The sequence below is a fragment of the Burkholderia sp. genome (assembly GCF_018375725.1).
Taxonomy (GTDB): Bacteria; Pseudomonadota; Gammaproteobacteria; order Burkholderiales; family Burkholderiaceae; genus Burkholderia.
In genome coordinates this window covers 1-18,709 of record NZ_JAHACR010000050.1, presented here as the reverse complement: position 1 = coordinate 18,709, position 18,709 = coordinate 1, and the positions used below count along the sequence as shown (strand labels likewise).

Annotated in this window: 16 protein-coding genes; 6 read left to right on the top strand and 10 right to left on the bottom strand. The window is 65.1% G+C overall.

Annotated elements, in window-relative coordinates:
* Positions 1 to 17: 17 nt before the first annotated feature.
* From trpD to KH616_RS09140, 4 genes are read left to right on the top strand one after another with little or no spacing between them, the layout of a single operon-like run.
* Positions 18 to 995, top strand: coding sequence for an anthranilate phosphoribosyltransferase (gene trpD, locus KH616_RS09155; RefSeq protein ID WP_292242081.1), 978 nt, complete (start codon positions 18 to 20; stop codon positions 993 to 995).
* A gap of 45 nt (positions 996 to 1,040) precedes the next feature.
* Positions 1,041 to 1,826 (top strand): indole-3-glycerol phosphate synthase TrpC, encoded by a 786-nt coding sequence (gene trpC / locus KH616_RS09150; protein ID WP_292242078.1) that lies wholly within the window; start codon positions 1,041 to 1,043, stop codon positions 1,824 to 1,826.
* Complete coding sequence (locus KH616_RS09145; RefSeq protein ID WP_292242075.1) at positions 1,826 to 2,452, top strand: CYTH domain-containing protein; 627 nt, start codon at positions 1,826 to 1,828, stop codon at positions 2,450 to 2,452. Before trpC ends, KH616_RS09145 begins: the two co-directional genes overlap by 1 nt.
* Before the next feature lie 7 nt (positions 2,453 to 2,459).
* Positions 2,460 to 3,338, top strand: coding sequence for a uracil-DNA glycosylase (locus tag KH616_RS09140; RefSeq protein WP_292242073.1), 879 nt, complete (start codon positions 2,460 to 2,462; stop codon positions 3,336 to 3,338).
* A 108-nt stretch (positions 3,339 to 3,446) separates the two neighbouring features.
* Here the strand turns inward: KH616_RS09140 and KH616_RS09135 are convergent, their stop codons facing one another.
* The 4 genes from KH616_RS09135 to KH616_RS09120 form a co-directional block, all read right to left on the bottom strand.
* Positions 3,447 to 4,043: an NAD(P)H-dependent oxidoreductase gene (locus tag KH616_RS09135; protein ID WP_292242071.1), complete on the bottom strand. Its 597-nt coding sequence runs from the start codon at positions 4,041 to 4,043 to the stop codon at positions 3,447 to 3,449.
* A gap of 150 nt (positions 4,044 to 4,193) precedes the next feature.
* The gene (locus KH616_RS09130) at positions 4,194 to 5,996 is read right to left on the bottom strand and encodes a PDZ domain-containing protein (protein ID WP_292242069.1); all 1,803 of its coding nucleotides are present in this window, start codon (positions 5,994 to 5,996) and stop codon (positions 4,194 to 4,196) included.
* 99 nt (positions 5,997 to 6,095) lie between these two features.
* Entirely contained in the window at positions 6,096 to 6,824 is a 729-nt protein-coding gene (locus tag KH616_RS09125) for a DsbC family protein (RefSeq protein ID WP_292242067.1), read from the bottom strand.
* A gap of 90 nt (positions 6,825 to 6,914) precedes the next feature.
* Positions 6,915 to 8,093 (bottom strand): UbiH/UbiF family hydroxylase, encoded by a 1,179-nt coding sequence (locus KH616_RS09120; RefSeq protein WP_292242064.1) that lies wholly within the window; start codon positions 8,091 to 8,093, stop codon positions 6,915 to 6,917.
* Between the two features lie 233 nt (positions 8,094 to 8,326).
* Here KH616_RS09120 and ychF point away from each other — a divergent pair, with 233 nt between their 5' ends.
* Entirely contained in the window at positions 8,327 to 9,421 is a 1,095-nt protein-coding gene (gene ychF / locus KH616_RS09115) for a redox-regulated ATPase YchF (protein WP_292242062.1), read from the top strand.
* Between the two features lie 602 nt (positions 9,422 to 10,023).
* Here ychF and KH616_RS09110 read toward each other — a convergent pair.
* The 3 genes from KH616_RS09110 to gabP all read right to left on the bottom strand — a co-directional run bounded on the left by KH616_RS09110 (position 10,024) and on the right by gabP (position 13,775).
* On the bottom strand, positions 10,024 to 11,580 hold the full coding sequence (locus KH616_RS09110) for a deoxyribodipyrimidine photo-lyase (RefSeq protein WP_292242080.1): 1,557 nt from the start codon (positions 11,578 to 11,580) through the stop codon (positions 10,024 to 10,026).
* A 284-nt stretch (positions 11,581 to 11,864) separates the two neighbouring features.
* On the bottom strand, positions 11,865 to 12,041 hold the full coding sequence (locus tag KH616_RS09105) for a hypothetical protein (protein WP_292242060.1): 177 nt from the start codon (positions 12,039 to 12,041) through the stop codon (positions 11,865 to 11,867).
* A 342-nt stretch (positions 12,042 to 12,383) separates the two neighbouring features.
* Positions 12,384 to 13,775, bottom strand: coding sequence for a GABA permease (gene gabP / locus KH616_RS09100; protein WP_292242058.1), 1,392 nt, complete (start codon positions 13,773 to 13,775; stop codon positions 12,384 to 12,386).
* A 728-nt stretch (positions 13,776 to 14,503) separates the two neighbouring features.
* On the opposite strand from gabP, the gene ettA reads away from it, so the two are divergent.
* A complete protein-coding gene (gene ettA / locus KH616_RS09095; protein ID WP_292242055.1) occupies positions 14,504 to 16,171 on the top strand; it encodes an energy-dependent translational throttle protein EttA in 1,668 nt (555 codons plus the stop codon).
* A gap of 109 nt (positions 16,172 to 16,280) precedes the next feature.
* On the opposite strand, the gene KH616_RS09090 is transcribed toward ettA, so the two are convergent.
* The 3 genes from KH616_RS09090 to KH616_RS09080 all read right to left on the bottom strand — a co-directional run.
* Positions 16,281 to 16,904 (bottom strand): HAD-IA family hydrolase, encoded by a 624-nt coding sequence (locus tag KH616_RS09090; protein ID WP_292242053.1) that lies wholly within the window; start codon positions 16,902 to 16,904, stop codon positions 16,281 to 16,283.
* Entirely contained in the window at positions 16,901 to 17,452 is a 552-nt protein-coding gene (locus KH616_RS09085) for a cysteine hydrolase family protein (RefSeq protein WP_292242051.1), read from the bottom strand. The genes KH616_RS09090 and KH616_RS09085 overlap by 4 nt, the downstream gene beginning before the upstream one ends.
* A 48-nt stretch (positions 17,453 to 17,500) precedes the next feature.
* The coding region (locus tag KH616_RS09080) for an aminopeptidase family protein P (RefSeq protein ID WP_292242049.1) at positions 17,501 to 18,709 on the bottom strand (1,209 nt) is incomplete at its 5' end.

Genomic DNA, 18,709 nt, shown 5'->3' with positions numbered 1-18,709 from the left:
TGCATCGCTCGGGACAGATCCACGACGAGATGCTGCATCTGATGCGGCTCATCATGCGCGGCGACATGTCGCCGGTGATGGCCGCCGCGATCATCACCGGCCTGCGCGTGAAGAAGGAAACGATCGGCGAGATCACCGCCGCCGCGACCGTGATGCGCGAATTCGCGAACCACGTGCAGGTGGCGGACAACTCGAACTTCGTCGATATCGTCGGCACGGGCGGCGACGGCTCGCACACGTTCAATATTTCGACCGCGACGATGTTCGTCACGGCCGCGGCCGGCGCGAAAGTGGCGAAGCACGGCAACCGTGGCGTGTCGAGCAAGTCCGGCAGCGCGGACGTGCTCGAGGCGCTCGGCGTCAACATCGACCTGCAGCCGGAACAGGTGGCGGCATCGATCGCCGAGACCGGGATGGGCTTCATGTTCGCGCCGAACCATCACCCCGCGATGAAGAACATCGCCGCGGTGCGGCGCGAGCTCGGCGTACGGACGATCTTCAACATTCTCGGCCCGCTGACGAACCCGGCCGGTGCGCCGAATCAGCTGATGGGCGTGTTCCACCCCGATCTCGTCGGCATCCAGGTCCGCGTGATGCAGCGGCTGGGTGCGCAGCACGTGCTCGTCGTCTACGGCAAGGACGGCATGGACGAGGTCTCGCTCGGCGCCGCGACGCTCGTCGGCGAATTGCGCGACGGCGAAGTGCACGAATACGAGATCCATCCGGAGGACTTCGGCCTGCAGATGGTGTCGAACCGCTCGCTGAAGGTGGAAAATGCCGACGAATCGCGCGCGATGCTGCTCGGCGCGCTCGACAACCAGCCGGGCGTCGCGCGCGAGATCGTCACGCTGAACGCCGGGACGGCGCTGTATGCGGCGAATGTCACGGCGTCGATCGCCGACGGCATCCAGATCGCCCGCGAGGCGATCGCAAGCGGCCGGGCGCGCGCGAAGGTCGACGAACTGGTGCGGTTTACGCAGCAGTTCAAGCGCTGATCCGCCCTTTCGAATTCGAATCCGAATCAAGCAGAGATCTCATTCATGAGCGACATTCTCGAACGAATCATTGCCGTCAAGCGCGAAGAAGTCGCGGCAGCCATGCGCATCACGCCGCTCGAGGCGTTGAAGCTGGACGCGTCCGTGCGCGACCTGCGCGACTTCGTCGGCGCGATCCGTGCGAAGCACGCAGCCGGCGATGCAGCCGTCATCGCCGAAATCAAGAAGGCCAGTCCGTCGAAGGGCGTGCTGCGCGAGCACTTCGTGCCGGCCGACATCGCGCGCTCGTATGCGTCGCACGGCGCCGCGTGCCTGTCGGTGCTGACCGACGAGCAGTTTTTCCAGGGCAGCGTGCGCTATCTCGAAGAAGCCCGCGCGGCCTGCACGCTGCCGGTGCTGCGCAAGGACTTCATCGTCGACGCATACCAGATCCTCGAAGCGCGCGCGATGGGCGCGGATGCGATCCTGCTGATCGCCGCCGCGCTCGATACGCCGCTGATGCAGGATCTCGAAGCGTATGCGCATTCGCTCGGGCTCGCGGTGCTGGTCGAAGTGCATAACCGCGACGAGATGGAACAGGCGCTGACGCTCAGGACGCCGCTGATCGGCATCAACAACCGCAACCTGCGCACGTTCGAGACGACGATCCAGACAACCCTCGGCATGCTCGACATGATTCCGCAGGACCGGATCGTCGTGACGGAATCGGGCATCCTGTCGCGCGCCGACGTCGATGCGATGCGTGCGGCGAACGTCAACACGTTCCTCGTCGGCGAGGCATTCATGCGCGCCGAACACCCGGGCACCGAACTCGCGCGGATGTTCTTCTGATGGCGATCGAAACGGAAATCAAGCTGGCGCTGCCGGCGGATCAGGCCGATGCGGCACGACGCTTCCTTGCCGAGCGCACCGGCGACGCCGGCCGCGAGATCGCATTGGCCAACGTGTACTTCGACACGCCGGATCTCGCGCTCGCGCGCTCGAAAAGCGCGGTGCGCGTGCGCCGCGCGCCACAAGGCTGGCTGCAGACGTTCAAGACGGTCGGCACGGCAGAAAGCGGCCTGCATTGCCGGCATGAATGGGAGCTGCCCGTCGCGGGCGATGCGCTCGAGATCGACGCGCTTGTCGCCGCATGCGACGTGCCGGAAGCCGCGGCTGCGTTGCGCGCCGCCGCGCCCGCCCTGCAGGCGCTGTTCCGCACCGATTTTTCGCGCACGCTGTGGCGCATCGCCGTGGCAGGCGCGACCGTCGAAGCCGCGGTCGACATCGGCGAGATCGTCGCGCAGGTCGGCCAGGAAACCCGCCGCGAACCGATCAGCGAGATCGAACTCGAATTGATCGACGGCGACGAAGGGGCGCTGCAGGCGCTTGCAGGCGAATTGCAACGCGCGCTGCCCGGACTCGCGCCCGACAACCTCAGCAAGGCGCAGCGCGGCTACCGGCTGCGCGCGCAATAATCGACGCATGGCAACCCGACATTCTTCCCGCATGCCGCAGCAGGCGTCGCTTTTCGACGATCCAGAGCCGGCCGCGCCCGCGCCTTCGGAGCCCGTCAAACCGGCGGCATCGGTCACGCCCGTCGCGTCTGCCGCGCTGGCGGACGCACCGCACGCGCCGGACAGCGTCCTGCATCTCGCCGCGCAATTCGACGCGCTGCCGGCCGAATGGCGCGATGTGCTCCAGCCGTTCGTCGACAGCGACGCATACGCCCCCCTGTGCCGCTTCGTCGACGACGAGCGCGCGGCGGGCAAGACCGTCTATCCGACCGACGTATTCCGTGCGTTGCGGCTGACGCGCCCCGACGACGTGAAGGTCGTGATCCTCGGCCAGGATCCGTACCACGGCGACGACCGCGGCACGCCGCAGGCGCACGGTCTCGCATTCTCGGTGCCGCCGGCGGTCAAGCCGCCGCCGTCGCTGCGCAATATCTTCAAGGAAATCGCCGCGAACTTCGGCCACGCCACGCCGCGTCACGGCTGCCTCGACACGTGGGCCAGCCAGGGCGTGCTGCTGCTCAACACCGTGCTGACCGTCGAGCGGGGCGCGGCTGCAAGCCATGCCAGACGCGGCTGGGAGCAATGCACGGACACGCTGATCCGCGAACTTGCGCGTCGCCATCGCGGGCTCGTGTTCATGCTGTGGGGCGCACACGCGCAGGCGAAGCGCGCGCTCTTCGATACCCAGGCGCATTACGTGCTCGAAGCGCCGCATCCGTCGCCGCTTTCCGCCCATCGCGGATTCCTCGGCTGCCGTCACTTCTCGCTCGCGAACGACTATCTCGTCGAGCAGGGCCGCACGCCGATCGACTGGCGGCTGCCGGACGAAGCCGCGACGCTCGCGTAACGCACGCCGCTTCGCGCCAGCCGTCCGCTGAACGCAAAAACGCCGCGCACCTTCCGGTACGCGGCGTTTTTTATTCGCCGGCGGACATGCAGCCCGCCGGAACCGGCGTCACGCGGCGGCGATCGCCTCACGTGCGCTGGCCAGGCCCGCGCTCTGCGCATCCGGCCCCAGGTTCAGGCCTTCGGCGAAGATGAAGGTCACGTCGGTCATGCCGAGGAAACCGAGGAACGAACGCAGGAACGGCGTCTGGCTGTCGTTCGGCGTGCCGGCATACTTGCCGCCGCGTGCCGACACCACATACACCTTCTTGCCTTCGATCAGGCCGACCGGGCCGTTTTCCGTGTAGCGGAACGTCACGCCTGCGCGTGCGATCCAGTCGAAGTACGACTTCAGCTGCGACGACACGCCGAAGTTGTACAGCGGCGCGCCGATCACGACGATGTCGGCGGCTCGCAGTTCGGCGATCAGCGCATCGCTCTTCGCGACGATCGCATTCTGCTCCGCGCTGCGCTGGTCAGCCGGCGTGAAGAATGCGCCGAGCACGGATTCGTCGAGGTGCGGCAGCGCGTCGGCCAGCAGATCGCGAACCACCACCTTCGCGCCGGGGTTCGATTGTTGCAGCTTTGCCGTCAGCTCGTCGGCGAGCAGCGTGGATTGCGCGCCTTGCGAACGCGCTGCGGAATTGATTTGCAGAATGGTCGTCATGTCAGGCTCCGAGAGAGTTTGCGCTTCAGCAGCGCGAGTGACGCCATTGTGCGTGTCCGCTTCGTCGCGAAAAAGCGGGTTCAGGGCGACGGATTGTTGCAGTAACAGAACAATCCACGATCTCGCCCCGATTCAGGAAAGCCGCCCCGCTCAGCCTTTCAGCCAGCCTTCGCGCGCCGTGCGCTGCGCCGCCGGCTTCGGCTGCGCCGTGAGCTTGTAGCGAAGGATCTCCGGGCCATCCAGTTTCAGCTTCGCGGTGCGCAGCTCGTCGCGCCGGAACGCATGGAGTTCGACCTTGTCGCCCGGCCGGTAGCGCGCGAGCAGCGCATCGAGATTCGTCCCCGTCACCCGCAGGCCGTCGATCGCGATCAGCGTGTCGCCGGCCGACAGGCCGGCCTTGTGCGCAGCACCGTCCTCGTAGACCGCCGCCAGCGTGCAGTCCGCGCCGCCGCGCAGGCGCGCGCCGATCGACGGTTTCGACTGCGCGCCGTTCGCGCCCGGATCCGGCGCGAGCGTCACGCCGAACGGCTCGAACAACTCGGCGAGCGGCAGGTCGCGCGTACCGTGCACCGCATCGGCAAACAGGCGGCCGAGCGTGACGCCGGTCGCTTCCTCGATCAGCGCCTCGACCTCGTCCTCACCGACGCCCGACGCTTTGCCCGCATAGAAGTCGCGGCCGTACCGCTGCCAGAGCAGCCGCATCACGTCGTCGAGCGACTTGCGGTGACGCGACTGCGCACGAATCGCGAGATCGAACGCGAGCGCGACGAGCGAACCCTTCGTGTAGTAGCTGACGATCGCGTTCGTCGCATTCTCGTCTTGCCGGTAATACTTGATCCACGCGTCGAACGAGCTGTCCGCGACGCTCTGCTTCAGGCGGCCGCGGCTGCGCAGCACACCGCCGATCGTGCGGCCGAGCGCCGCGAAGTATTCGTCTTGCGACATCAGCCCGCTGCGCACCAGCATCAGATCGTCGTAGTACGACGTGAAGCCTTCGAAGAGCCACAGCAGCGATGTGTAGTTTTCCTTCGTCAGGTCGTAAGGCGCGAACGCGGCCGGCTTGATGCGCTTCACGTTCCACGTGTGGAAATACTCGTGGCTGCACAGGCCCAGATACGTGCGATAGCCTTCCGACGTCTCCGGACGCCCCTTCACCGGCAGATCGGTGCGATTGCAGATCAGCGCGGTCGACGCGCGATGCTCGAGGCCGCCGTAGCCGTCGCTGACGGCAAGCGTCATGAACACGTAGCGATCCATCGGCGCCTTTTTCGACTTCGGCTCGAATAGCGCAATCTGCGCTTCGCACACGCGCTTCAGGTCCGCGCAGAGGCGCTCCATATCGAGCTGCGTCACGCGTCCGGCGATCACGATGTCATGCGGAACACCGTGCGCGTCGAACGTCGCGAGCGCGAATTCGCCGATCGTCACCGGATGGTCGGCCAGCTCGTCGTAGTTCGCCGCGCGGTATGCGCCGAACGCGTAGCGCTTCGTGCCGCGCGCCTCGGACAACGCGGTCGCGACGCGCCAGTGGCGAAACGCCGTGTCCTTCGGCTTCACGATATCGACGTCGCATGGCGCATCCTCCTGGCCGGCGACGCTCAGGAACACCGCGGTGCCGTTGAAGAAGCCGCCGCTGTCGTCGAGATAGGCGGACCGCACGGACAGATCCCACGCATAAACGTCGTAGCGCAACGTCAGTGCGCCCTTCACCGGCGCGGCCTGCCACGTGTGCTTGTCGGTCTTGGCGATCCGCACCTTGCGCCCGGCATCGTTGAATGCCTGCAGCGTCACGATGTTGCGCGCGAACTCGCGCACGAGATAGCTGCCGGGAATCCACACCGGCAACGAAAACCGCTGCCCGGCGGGATCGGGTTCGTCGACCGTCACCGTGACTTCGAACAGGTGCGCGGCGGGATCTTTCGGAGCAATCGAATAGCGGATCGGCTTTTTCATCGTGAAGGTCGGTCGGGAAAACGGCGGCGGAAACGACAAGAGGCGCCGGGCCGGAACCACGGGCGCCCCTCGTCGGCGGACCTGGCGGCCCGCGGCATGTTACTTGCTCGAAGCGAGCGCCTGATTCAGCTGCTCGGCCGATACGGCGCCCGGCAAACGGCGGCCGTCCGGCAGGAAGATCGTCGGCGTGCCGGTGACGTTCATCCCGCGGCCGAGCGCGAGATTCTTGTCGAGCGCGCTCGTGTCGCAGTTGGCGGCATTCGCCGGCGCGCGATGGTCCAGCATCCAGCCTTCCCATGACTTCACGCGATCGGCCGCACACCAGATCGCCTTCGACTTCGCGGTCGAATCCGGCGACAGCACCGGATACAGGAACGTGTAGACCGTGACGTTGTCGATCGACTGCAGTGTCGTTTCGAGCTTCTTGCAGTACGGGCAGTTCGGATCGGAGAACACGGCGATCTTGCGCGCGCCGTTGCCCTTGACGACCTTGATCGCATTCGCGACCGGCAGGCTCGCGAAATCGATCTTGTTGATTTCCGCGAGACGCGCCTCGGTCAGGTTCTTGTGGCTCTTCGTATCGACCAGATCGCCGAGCATCACGTAGTCACCCGCCGCGTCGCTGTAGATGATCTGCGTGCCGAGGTTGACCTCGTAAAGGCCTGCGACCGGTGATTTCGACACGCTCTTGATCGGCGCATCGCTGCCGAGGCGGCTCTGCAGCGTGGCTTTCAGCTTGTCGGTGGTCTGATCGGCCTGCGCGGTACAACCAAGGGTCGCCGCGGCGACGGCCAGCGCCAGCGAGGCGATCCGGATCGTTTTTTTCATTCGGTTCTTCCTTCAGCTCAATCGGAATGCACGTCACAGTGTACGCCGTAACGGGAACCTATCCGACCGAGGCAGCGCACGAAGGTTCGTTCAGCCGAGCGCCGCCGACACGAGCAGGCGCTTGACGAGCGGCTGCGCGCCGACAAACGCCATGCCCGCATTGCGCACGGCCTTCGCGAACGAGCCGGGCACCGCGAACAGGCGTTGCAGGCCGTCGGTCGCGACCATCAGCGCGCGGATGTCCTCGCGGCGCGAGCGCTCGTAGCGGCGCAGCAGCACCGTATCGCCGAGGTCGCGGAAGCTTTCCTTGTGCGCGATCGCATCGGCGAGCGCCGCGACGTCGCGTAGGCCGAGGTTCATCCCCTGCCCCGCCAGCGGATGAATCAGATGCGCCGCATCGCCGACCAGCACGACACGCGGTGCGATCAACTTGTCGACCGTCTGCAGCGCGAGCGGGAAACCCGCCGCGGGCGTCACGCATTCGAGCGAGCCGACCTTGCCGTGCGACACCCGCTCGACTTCCGCCGCGAGCCGCGCGGGATCGTACGCGAGCAGATCATCCGCATGTGCAGTGTGCGCGGACCAGACGAGCGACACGTGGCCGTCCGGCAACGGCAGCAACGCGACGACCTCGCCTTCGTGGAACCACTGATACGCCGTCTCGCGGTGCGGCAGCGACGCCTTGAAGTTCGCGACGACGCCGGTTTGCCGGTAATCGCGGCGCTCGACCTTGGCCCCCATTTGCGAACGCACCCAGGAATGCGCGCCGTCCGCACCGACGATCAGGCTCGCTTCGAGCACCTGGCCGGACGACAGCGTGAGCATGGCAGCCTCGTCGCGCACGTCGAGGCCCTGTGCGCGCGCGTCGAACCACGTCAGGTTCGGCTGGAAGCGCAGCGCGGCGTCGAGCGACGTTTCGATCATCGACGACTCGGCGATCCACGCGAGCTGCGGCACCGATGCCTGATAGGCGGAGAAATGCAGCTCGGCCTGCGCGTCGCCGTAGACGCGCATGTCATAGACCGGTGCGAGCCGGCCATGATCGAGCGCCTGCCAGACGCGCAGCCGCTCGAGCAGCGCCTGCGAACTGGACGACAGCGCGTAGACGCGTGTATCGAAGGCGAGATTGGCGGGGCGCGGCGTGGCGGCCTGGGCGAGCAACGCGGTCTTGTAGCCGGACTGGGTCAACGCGAGCGCGGCCGTCTTGCCGACGAGCCCGCCGCCGACCACGGCGACGTCAAAAGTATGGTGGGCAGTCATGGCGGGCATTATAGCCGCGGGGCCAAACCCTTATGCGGCCGGGACTTTGCGCGAAATCAGAGGAACGGCTGCGCCCGGCGCCGGCGGAGGCTGCCGAACGGTCGGCAGGCGGAAACCGGCCCGGCGGCACGGTACAATAGCGCCTTTGAAAGCCGGCCGGTCGCAGCGCGACGGCCGCCCCCCCTTGTCCCGCGCCGCCGCGCTCCGCCCGGCTGCGCCGCTTCACCCATTCGAAGGATCCCATGAGCCTCAAATGCGGCATCGTCGGTTTGCCCAACGTCGGCAAGTCCACCCTGTTCAATGCGCTGACCAAGGCCGGCATCGCCGCCGAAAACTACCCGTTCTGCACGATCGAGCCGAACGTCGGCGTCGTCGAAGTGCCTGACACGCGCCTGAAGGCGCTCGCCGAAATCATCAACCCCGAACGCATCGTGCCGGCCGTCGTCGAGTTCGTCGACATCGCGGGCCTCGTCGCGGGTGCAAGCAAGGGCGAAGGCCTCGGCAACCAGTTCCTCGCGAACATTCGCGAAACCGACGCGATCACGCACGTCGTGCGCTGCTTCGAGGACGACAACGTCATCCACGTCGCCGGCAAGGTGAGCCCGATCGACGACATCGAAGTGATCAACACCGAGCTCGCGCTTGCCGACCTCGGGACGGTCGAGAAGGCGCTCACGCGCTACTCGAAGGCCGCGAAGTCGGGCAACGACAAGGAAGCGGTGAAGCTCGCCGCGGTGCTCGAGAAGGTGCGCGCGCATCTCGACCAGGGCAAGGCGGTGCGCGGCCTCGCGCTGTCGGACGACGAGCAGGCGCTGCTCAAGCCGTTCTGCCTGATCACGGCGAAGCCGGCAATGTACGTCGCGAACGTGAAGGACGACGGCTTCGAGAACAACCCGCACCTCGACGCGGTGCGCAAGTACGCGGAATCGGAGAACTCGCCGGTCGTGGCGGTGTGCGCGGCGATCGAGGCGGAAATCGCCGATCTCGACGATGCGGACAAGGAAGCGTTCCTCGCCGACATGGGTATGGATGAGCCGGGCCTCGATCGCGTGATTCGCGCGGGCTTCAAGCTGCTCGGCCTGCAGACGTACTTCACCGCGGGCGTGAAGGAAGTCCGTGCATGGACGATCCATATCGGCGATACCGCACCGCAGGCGGCCGGCGTGATCCATACGGACTTCGAGCGCGGCTTCATTCGCGCACAGACGATCGCGTTTGACGACTTCATCGCGTTCAAGGGCGAACAAGGCGCGAAGGAAGCCGGCAAGATGCGCGCGGAAGGCAAGGAATATGTCGTGCACGATGGCGACGTGATGAACTTCCTGTTTAACGTCTGACGATTTTTCGTGGAACTCAGTGGGCCTCAGTAGCGCTTGTCAGGCAATGCATTCCATTTCAAATCAATGGATTGTGATTGAAATACGGCTTACTGAGGTTGCCTATTGTTGATCCGCATCTGGAAAAATCGGGGGTATCGTTGGGGTTACGCGTGTTCAACCGTGGGGGGATTTCTCCCCACAGTGGAGTCCAACGATGCCCGAAAACCCACTTTCGCATTCGCCCCATAGACACGCGAGTCACAGTAGCCACCCATCGCTAATGGCCGTTCATCGCACGCACGCCGTCATCCGCCATTGACGGCCTCCGAGAACCTACGTTGCATCGCTGATGCGAATCACCGGCTAGGCAGATCATTCGCCCGAACGTCCCCCGGAGAACCTCATGCCGAATGGTCCGCAAGACGACGGGAACACGTCGCACAGAAAAAACGGATCTTCCGATACCGCTGACGAGGGTGGCCGTGGGGCCTGACGAAGACAGGAAGTCCATCATCGCCTCGCGCGCCCCCCGCGTGACATGACGTTCGAACGCTTGAAGGAGGGCGCGAGGCGTCCCCCATGCTGCGTCCGGATGAATTTGAGCCGGTGCTATCCGTCACTCAACGCGCATGCTCGCGCAGTCCTTCCACAGCCTTAAGCGCCCGTTCACGCGCCTCCTGGTGGGACACCACCGGTAACGGGTAATCATGGCCGAGCCGAACTGAAGCGGACGCCAGCTGTGCAGGCTGTGCGTGCCATGGCGCATGGATAGATGAACCGGGCAAGCCCGCGAGTTCAGGTATCCAGTGCCGCACGTAGTCGCCCTGCGGGTCAAAATTCTGGCCCTGCAGCACGGGGTTGAAGATGCGAAAGTACGGCGCCGCATCCGCACCGCTGCCGGCCACCCATTGCCAGTTTGCGGGGTTGCTCGCTTCGTCCGCGTCCACGAGCGTGTCCCAGAACCAGGCCTCCCCCTCCCGCCAATCGATGAGCAGATGCTTGACGAGAAACGATGCGGCCACCATACGCACCCGGTTATGCATCCAGCCTGTCCGCCAGAGTTCGCGCATGCCGGCATCGACAAGCGGATAGCCAGTCTCGCCGCGCTGCCAGGCGCGAAGTTCCCGGGCATCGGCACGCCACGGCATCGCGTCGAATTGCCGTTTGAAATTCACCTGATGCAGCGGCGCAAAATGATAGAGCAGATAGTACGAGAACTCGCGCCAACCCAGTTCGTCGAGGAATTTGCCCACACTGGCATCCGCGATGGATGCAGTTCGTGGGTTGCCGGTGCAGTGACTCGTGCGCGTCGCCAGCAGCACCGCATGCCATACCTGCCGAACCGAGAGATTGCCGAAGCGGAGATACGGCGACAGGCGGCTGGTTACGTGCATCGCAGGGATGTCCCGTTCGCTGGAGTAACGTGCCAGCGCACTCGCCAGAAACAAATCCAGCTGATGTTGTCCTGCCTGCTCGCCGCATTGCCATGTTTCGCGTAGCCCGCCGGCCCAGTCGGGCGCGCAGGGTTGAAGCGCCAGTGCGGACAGATCCTTCACGCGTGCCGTCACGTTTTCCGGCACTGGATAGAATTCGACGCGTTGCGGCATCGGGCGCGGTACTTCGGGAGCGTATTCCTTGCGTGCCGCGCGCCAGTATGCGCTGAAAATCTGAAACGGGCGGCCGTCTCGCGTGGCCACGGTCCATGGTTCGCGCAGCAGGTGGCCGTTGAAGGTCAACACCGAAATGCCGCGTTCTTTCAGTGCCGATTTGATCGCGGTATCGGTTTCGCGTTGCATTGCGGAATACCTGCGATTCCAGAACACCTTGTTCGCGCCGATTTCCACGGCAAAGTCTTCGATCACCCGCCGTTCCGGACCGCGAAGCACAGTCAATTTTCCGCCCAGTGCCGTGAGCGCGGTATCGAGCGCATGTAGCGATTCGCGCAGCCACCAGCGTGCTGCGGCACCGGGCTGCCGGATATTCAGCGGCTCAGGGTCGTGGACATACACGCACACGACAGGGTGGCCCGTGGCAACGGCATGTTCGAGCGCGGGATTGTCGGCGAGACGCTGATCGTCGCGAAACCAGACGATGACCGGAGGACGGGAGGGGGAAGGGGAAGGCGAAGACTGTGGCACGAGAAAGTCGCGGAGCAAACAGTGCGAAAGAATCCACATGATACGTGTTCGCTCTCGGATTCCCGTGGAGTCCTGCAAGCGGTCGTTGATGCAGTGAGATCGCGACGGGGTAAACAGTCCCTCTGACCCGGCCCGCTGTCCCAGCGGGGTGGAGGCAAAATAGCGACGCAACTGCCCCCGGTTCGCCAGCGGGCTGATGTTTTCTGCCGAACGCAGCATGCACAGAACCTGCCATCCATTGCGCTCCAGCGGCGTGAGGCGGGTATCGAGCATGAGCGAGGCCGGCTGAAACTAAAAGGGCCGAGTCCTGTGCAGTACAGAACTCAGCCCTTGTTGGCCTGGCATTCTTGAACCGTCCAACTTTCGGGGTTCATCTCAAACCCTTTCGGGTTGCGGGCTTTTTTGTTGCAAATCAGGCTGCGCGACTGCCGCCCGTCGCATTCCCGGAAAAATACAAAAATAACCGCCTTCCATGCTTCTGGGACTTTCAACGGATTCACGTTCGGCTCACCGCCTCATGTCCAATCCGAATGGTTCGATAAAAATCATACCGATCCGATTTCAATCTTGCGTCTTGACCTGCCTGGTTTCTTCGGGCCACTTCAATCTTGGAGAACGGCCTCGGTTGCTTCAGTTGAACAATACCGCTGCTTAAACTCGTTGGGCGTCAGGTAGGCCAGACTCGAATGTGGCCGAATCGCATTGGTTTCAACTGGTCCGAAAATCGCCCGGCAGGTCACTGGGTCAGTCCTCGACAATGGGCGACAGCTACCAAATAGCGTTTCCGGGCACATCTCCGGATTGCGGCTGACGGGCGCTCGCGCACCCGCCCGCCCACTGCATCAAGTCACCGACACCCGCTGCCCCGCGCCGGCCTGCGCCTCGCGGTCGCGCTTGTTCAGCCATGCGGCAGCCAGCACGATCAGCGCAAGCAACGCCGTCGCCCCGATCTCCATCCGGTGATCCTCGCTCACCAGCATCACCGTCAGCGTGCCGCAAATGAACACGATCACGGCCCACGTCAGCCACGGGAACATCCACATCCGCAGCGTCAGATCCGCCCCGCTCACCTCGAGCGTCTTGCGCATCCGCAGTTGCGAGATGGCGATCACGAGATAGACGAGCAGCGCGATCGCGCCCGACGTCGCGAGCAGGAAGCTGAATACGTGTTCCGGCATCAGGTAGTTGGCGATCACGGTCAGGAAGCCGAATGCGGTCGATGCCAGCACCGCCGCGCGCGGCGTGCCGGTCGAATCGGTGCGGTGCAGGAACGCCGGCGCGTCCTTGCGCTTCGACAGCGAGAACAGCATCCGCGACGCGGTGTACAGCGCCGAGTTCAGGCAGCTCGCGACCGACACCAGCACGATCACGTCGATGATCGCCTTCGCGTGCGGAATGCCGATCAGTTCCATCGCGCGCTGATACGAGCCGTGCGTCGGCAGCAGCGGATCGTTCCACGGCACGATCGCCGCGACGACGAGAATCGAGCCGAGATAGAACAGCGTGATGCGCCAGATCACCGAGTTGGTCGCCCGCACGATCTGGCGTCGCGGGTTGTCGGATTCGGCGGCCGCGATCGTCACGATCTCGGTGCCGAGGAACGAGAACATCGTCGTCAGCATCGCCGCGAGCACCGCACCGGCCCCCTTCGGCATGAAGCCTTCGTGCGCAAACAGATTCGACACGCCCGATACGTTCGGCACCGGCAGCAGCCCGACGAGCGCCGCACCGCCGATGCACAGGAACACGACGATCGCGACGACCTTGACCAGCGCAAACCAGAATTCGAATTCGCCGTAGTGCTTGACGGAAAAGAGGTTGGTCAGCGTCAGCACCGACGTGATGCCAAGCGCGAAGATCCACGTCGCAGTACCGGGGAACCATGCGTGGAGAATCGTCGCGGCAGCGGTCGCCTCGATCGGGATCACCAGCACCCAGAACCACCAATACAGCCAGCCGATCGTAAAGCCTGCCCAGTGGCCGATCGCACGATCGGCATAGGTCGAGAACGAGCCGCTGTCCGGATGCGCGACGGCCATTTCGCCGAGCATGCGCATCACCAGCACGACCAGTACGCCTGCGATCGCATAGGCGATCAGCGCTGCCGGTCCGGCTTCCGCAATCGCGTGGCCGGAGCCGACGAACAACCCCGCGCCGATCACGCCCGCGATCGACAGCATCGTGACGTGACGCTGCTTCAGGCCAGTACCCAGGCCTGTCTGACTACCTTTCATGTCTCCCTCCAAAAAACGGTTCCGGTACAACCGGATATGGCGTGAAGGCGGCGTTCGCATCGTTATTGTTGTCGAACCGGGCATCGCGCTGCGTGCATCGCGCGCCTGCCGGATGCCCTGCCCGCTGTCGATCGGGAAGCGTGCGGAACGCCAATCCGCGAACTGCGTGCGCCGACCGCGTGTGCAAAAAATCACCGGTCACACTGGACACATGCCGCGACGTCCTCCCGTCGGCGTGGCGTCCAGCCGCCTTCAAAGTGTTCCAGTGTAAGCATCGGATGGCCCTTCACTAAGAACCAATTGATCGGTCTCGACGGAACCACTTGTTGCATCGACGTTAATCGATACAACAGTTGCTCTGCGCAAGACGATTTCCCGCGCCGCGGACAGGCCGCCCGTTCCGGCCGATGACGTGGCGCGGACTGCTGTCCGGCACAAGCCCGTTCGCCGCCGCGCCTTGCCGCGCTGCTTCGCCGCAGCCGCATGTGGCATCGCCCGCGTCAGCCTCAGGACGCAATGCGACACGCCCCGCCCTGCAACGGCATCCCAACCTCGTTGCATCCGGTCATCGCGCCAGCCGTCCCCCGCGGCGAAGTACAATAGCCGCCTGCGCCGCCGATACGCGGCGATCGCGCCGCACGACACGCGGCACACTCCAGACCGAATCATCCGACGCCGCCATGCGGTCACGCAGCGCGGCGGCCTCAACTTTTGACTTTCTCAAGCACATGGCCCAATACGTTTTCACGATGAACCGGGTCGGCAAGATCGTGCCGCCCAAGCGCCAGATCCTGAAGGACATTTCCCTGTCGTTCTTCCCGGGCGCGAAGATCGGCGTGCTCGGCCTGAACGGCTCGGGCAAGTCGACGCTGATCCGCATCATGGCGGGCGTCGACAAGGACATCGAAGGCGAAGCGACGCCGATGCCGAACCTGAACATCGGCTACCTGCCGCAGGAACCGCAGCTCGATCCGACCAAGACCGTGCGCGAAGCGGTCGAGGAAGGCCTCGGCGATATCTTCCAGGCACAGAAAAAGCTCGACGAAATCTACGCGGCCTATGCCGAGCCCGACGCCGACTTCGACGCACTCTCCGCCGAGCAGGCGAAATACGAGGCGATCCTGGCCGCGAGCGACGGCGGCAGCCCCGAGCAGCAGCTCGAAGTGGCCGCCGACGCGCTGCGCCTGCCGCCGTGGGACGCGAAGATCGAGCACCTGTCGGGCGGTGAAAAGCGCCGCGTCGCGCTGTGCAAGCTGCTGCTCGAAAAGCCAGACATGCTGCTGCTCGACGAGCCGACCAACCACCTCGACGCCGAATCGGTCGAGTGGCTCGAACAGTTCCTGACGCGCTTCCCGGGCACGGTCGTCGCCGTCACGCACGATCGCTACTTCCTCGACAACGCGGCCGAGTGGATTCTCGAACTCGACCGCGGCCACGGCATTCCGTGGAAGGGCAACTACAGCAGCTGGCTCGACCAGAAGGAAGATCGCCTGAAGCAGGAAGAGGCGTCGGAATCGGCGCGCCAGAAGGCGATCAAGAAGGAACTGGAGTGGGTGCGCCAGAATCCCAAGGGCCGTCAGGCGAAGTCGAAGGCGCGTATCGCCCGCTTCGAGGAACTGAGCAGCCAGGAATACCAGAAGCGCAATGAAACGCAGGAAATCTTCATTCCGGCCGGCGACCGCCTCGGCAATGAAGTGATCGAGTTCAAGAACGTCAGCAAGGCGTTCGGCGACCGCATGCTGATCGACGACCTGAGCTTCAAGATCCCGGCCGGCGCGATCGTCGGCATCATCGGCCCGAACGGCGCCGGCAAGTCGACGCTGTTCCGGATGCTGACGGGCAAGGAGCAGCCGGATTCGGGCGAGATCGTGATGGGCCCGACCGTGAAGCTCGCGTATGTCGACCAGAGCCGCGACGCGCTCGACGGCACGAAGACCGTGTTCGAGGAAATTTCCGGCGGCGCCGACGTGCTGACGGTCGGCAAGTACGAAACGCCGTCGCGCGCGTACATCGGCCGCTTCAACTTCAAGGGCGGCGACCAGCAGAAGAACGTCGGCAACCTGTCCGGCGGCGAGCGCGGCCGTCTGCACCTCGCCAAGACGCTGATCGCGGGCGGCAACGTGCTGCTGCTCGACGAACCGTCGAACGACCTCGACGTCGAAACGCTGCGTGCGCTCGAAGATGCGCTGCTCGAATTCGCCGGCTCGGTGATGGTGATCTCGCACGATCGCTGGTTCCTCGACCGGATCGCGACGCACATCCTCGCGTTCGAAGGCGATTCGCAGGTCGTGTTCTTCGACGGCAACTACCAGGAGTACGAGGCCGACAAGCGCGCGCGCCTGGGCGAAGAAGCGGCGAAGCCGAAGCGCATCCGCTACAAGCCGATCAGCCGCTGACCGGCGATCCGGCAGTGCATGGCCGCGCGGCGTCGCTCGCGCGGCCACGAAAAAGCGGGCCCTGCGCCCGCTTTTTTCTTTCTGGTTCGGGCCGCCTGCCCGCCGTCAGTCAGGCGAGCGCGCCGAGTGTGCGCAACCGAGCTTCGGTATCCGCCGCGCTCGTATGGTGAATGCCGTGCCAGCCGAGCGCCGTGGCGGCGGCGGCGTTGTTCGCGTTGTCGTCGATGAAAACGAGCTCTTGCGGTGCGATGCCCGGCAAATGCGGCTCGATCCGCGCATGCATCACACGGTAGATCGCCGGATCGGGTTTCACGAGCTTCACGCGGCCCGACACGACGATATCCTTGAAACGTCGCAGCACCGGAAAGCGTTCCCACGCATACGAAAACGTCTGCGCCGACCAGTTCGTCAGCCCGAACAGCGGCATCCCCTGCGTGTCGAGCCGTTCGACGAGCGCCACGCCCTCGTCGAGCACGCCGCCGATCATCTCGTGCCAGCGCGCATAGAACGCACGGATCAGCGCTTCATGCGCCGGAAAGGCCGAGACAAGCTGCTCGGTGCCCTCCTCGATCGTCTGCCCGCCATCCTGCCTGATCACCCAGTCCATGCCGCACACGTGCGTGAGGAACCAGCGGCGCTCGGCCTCGTCGGGAATCAGCTGACTGTAAACATATTCGGGACGCCAATCGATCAGCACGCCGCCGAAATCGAATACGACCGCCCTGATCGTCATGCGAACTCCGTGGCGAGCACGTCGGCAAGCGGACGCGGCGTCACCGCGTTACCCGACAGCGTGTTGTTCGCCCAGATGTGATGGTGATGCGCGACGATCCCGGCGGCGGACAGGTGCGCACGCTCGTTCGTCGTATGCAGGTCGGACACGACCGTTGTCCGGTAGCCGAGCAGCGCCGCGCGACGGGCGGCGGAATCGACGCAGAACTCCGTCGCGTAGCCGCACAGCAGCAGCGTGCGGATGCCGCTGCGCTCGAGCATCCCGGCAAGCGGCGTCTCGTGGAACGAATCGCTCATGCGCTTGCGGATGCGCCAGTCGCCGTCCGCGACGACGAGACCGGCATGCAGTTCCCAGCCCGGCGTGTGCGGCACGACGTCGTCGTCCGCGTCGCCGTCATGCTGCACGAAACAGACGGGCGCGCCCGTCGCGCGCGCCGCCTCCGTCAGCCGGTTGATGCCGGTCACCACATCGTCCAGCCGGTACGCGGGCGTCGCCCGCTGCACCAGACCGCGCTGCATATCGATCACGATGACTGCCACGTCCGCCATGCTCTTCCCCTCAGGTTGACCGCTCGAACGCGCGACCCACACGGCGCGTCAAATGGGCTGCGTGCGTGCCTCCAGCCATGCCTTCGCATCGCCGCTCACATGCCTGCCGACCCGCTCGCGCACAGTCGCGTGGTACGCGTTCAGCCACGCGCGCTCCTCTTCATGCAACAGTTCGATCAGCACGCAGCGCGTGTCGATCGGGCACAGCGTCAGCGTCTCGAACGCGAGGAAGTCGCCGAACTCGGTCTGTCCCGCCGCGCGGTTCACGACCAGGTTCTCGATCCGGATGCCCCACTTGCCGGGGCGGTACACGCCCGGCTCGATCGACGTGATCATCCCTTCTTCCATCGCGGTGTGCGGCTCGGCCGGCGCGTAGTGCGAAATGACCTGCGGGCCTTCGTGCACATTCAGGAAGTAGCCGACTCCGTGGCCGGTGCCGTGACCGTAGTCGAGCCCGGCCGACCACATCGGCGCGCGGGCGATCGCGTCGAGCATCGGCGAACGGATGCCGCGCGGGAAACGCGCACGCGACAGCGCCATCATCGATTTCAGCACGATCGTGAAGTCGCGCCGCTGCAGATCGCTGACCGCTCCGACCGGCACGACACGCGTGATGTCGGTCGTGCCGCCGACGTACTGGCCGCCGGAATCGATCAGCAGCAGGCCGTCGCCGGCGATCGTCGCATGCGATTCCGGTGTCGCGCGGTAATGCGGCATCGCGCCGTTCGCGTTGAAGCCGGCGATCGTCGCGAAGCTCGGCGATACATAGCCCGGTTGCCGCGCACGTGCAGCCGTCAGTTTTTCCTCGATCGTCAGCTCGGTGATCGTCTCGCGGTTCACCGCCTGCTCGAACCACGCGAAGAATTCCGCGAGCGCCGCGCCGTCACGCTCCATCGTCACGCGCACGTGCTCGATCTCGGTGGCCGTCTTGCGCGACTTCGCGAACGTCGACGGATTGACCGCCTCGACGAGCGTCACACCCTTCGACACCGCCTCGAGCGTGCCGTAGGTCACGCGGCGCGGATCGATCAGCAATGCCGTGCCGTCGGGCAGCGACGCGAGCGCCGCCGGCGCGGCATCGTACGGACGCACGTCGACGCCGTCGCGCGCAAGCGATGCGGTCAGCGCCGGCGACACCTTGCCGTCGGCGACGAACAGCGTCACGCGATCGACGCCGATCAGCGCATGCGCGACAAACACCGGGTTGAAGTTGACGTCCGCGCCGCGCAGGTTGAACAGCGCAGCCGATCCAGCTCG

Coding starts and splice junctions, on each gene's coding strand:
- trpC (WP_292242078.1), top strand. CDS start 1,041: ATGAGCGACATTCTCGAACGAATCATTGCCGTCAAGCGCGAAGAAGTC.
- KH616_RS09145 (WP_292242075.1), top strand. CDS start 1,826: ATGGCGATCGAAACGGAAATCAAGCTGGCGCTGCCGGCGGATCAGGCC.
- KH616_RS09140 (WP_292242073.1), top strand. CDS start 2,460: ATGGCAACCCGACATTCTTCCCGCATGCCGCAGCAGGCGTCGCTTTTC.
- KH616_RS09135 (WP_292242071.1), bottom strand. CDS start 4,043: ATGACGACCATTCTGCAAATCAATTCCGCAGCGCGTTCGCAAGGCGCG.
- KH616_RS09130 (WP_292242069.1), bottom strand. CDS start 5,996: ATGAAAAAGCCGATCCGCTATTCGATTGCTCCGAAAGATCCCGCCGCG.
- KH616_RS09125 (WP_292242067.1), bottom strand. CDS start 6,824: ATGAAAAAAACGATCCGGATCGCCTCGCTGGCGCTGGCCGTCGCCGCG.
- KH616_RS09120 (WP_292242064.1), bottom strand. CDS start 8,093: ATGCCCGCCATGACTGCCCACCATACTTTTGACGTCGCCGTGGTCGGC.
- ychF (WP_292242062.1), top strand. CDS start 8,327: ATGAGCCTCAAATGCGGCATCGTCGGTTTGCCCAACGTCGGCAAGTCC.
- KH616_RS09110 (WP_292242080.1), bottom strand. CDS start 11,580: ATGTGGATTCTTTCGCACTGTTTGCTCCGCGACTTTCTCGTGCCACAG.
- gabP (WP_292242058.1), bottom strand. CDS start 13,775: ATGAAAGGTAGTCAGACAGGCCTGGGTACTGGCCTGAAGCAGCGTCAC.
- ettA (WP_292242055.1), top strand. CDS start 14,504: ATGGCCCAATACGTTTTCACGATGAACCGGGTCGGCAAGATCGTGCCG.
- KH616_RS09090 (WP_292242053.1), bottom strand. CDS start 16,904: ATGACGATCAGGGCGGTCGTATTCGATTTCGGCGGCGTGCTGATCGAT.
- KH616_RS09085 (WP_292242051.1), bottom strand. CDS start 17,452: ATGGCGGACGTGGCAGTCATCGTGATCGATATGCAGCGCGGTCTGGTG.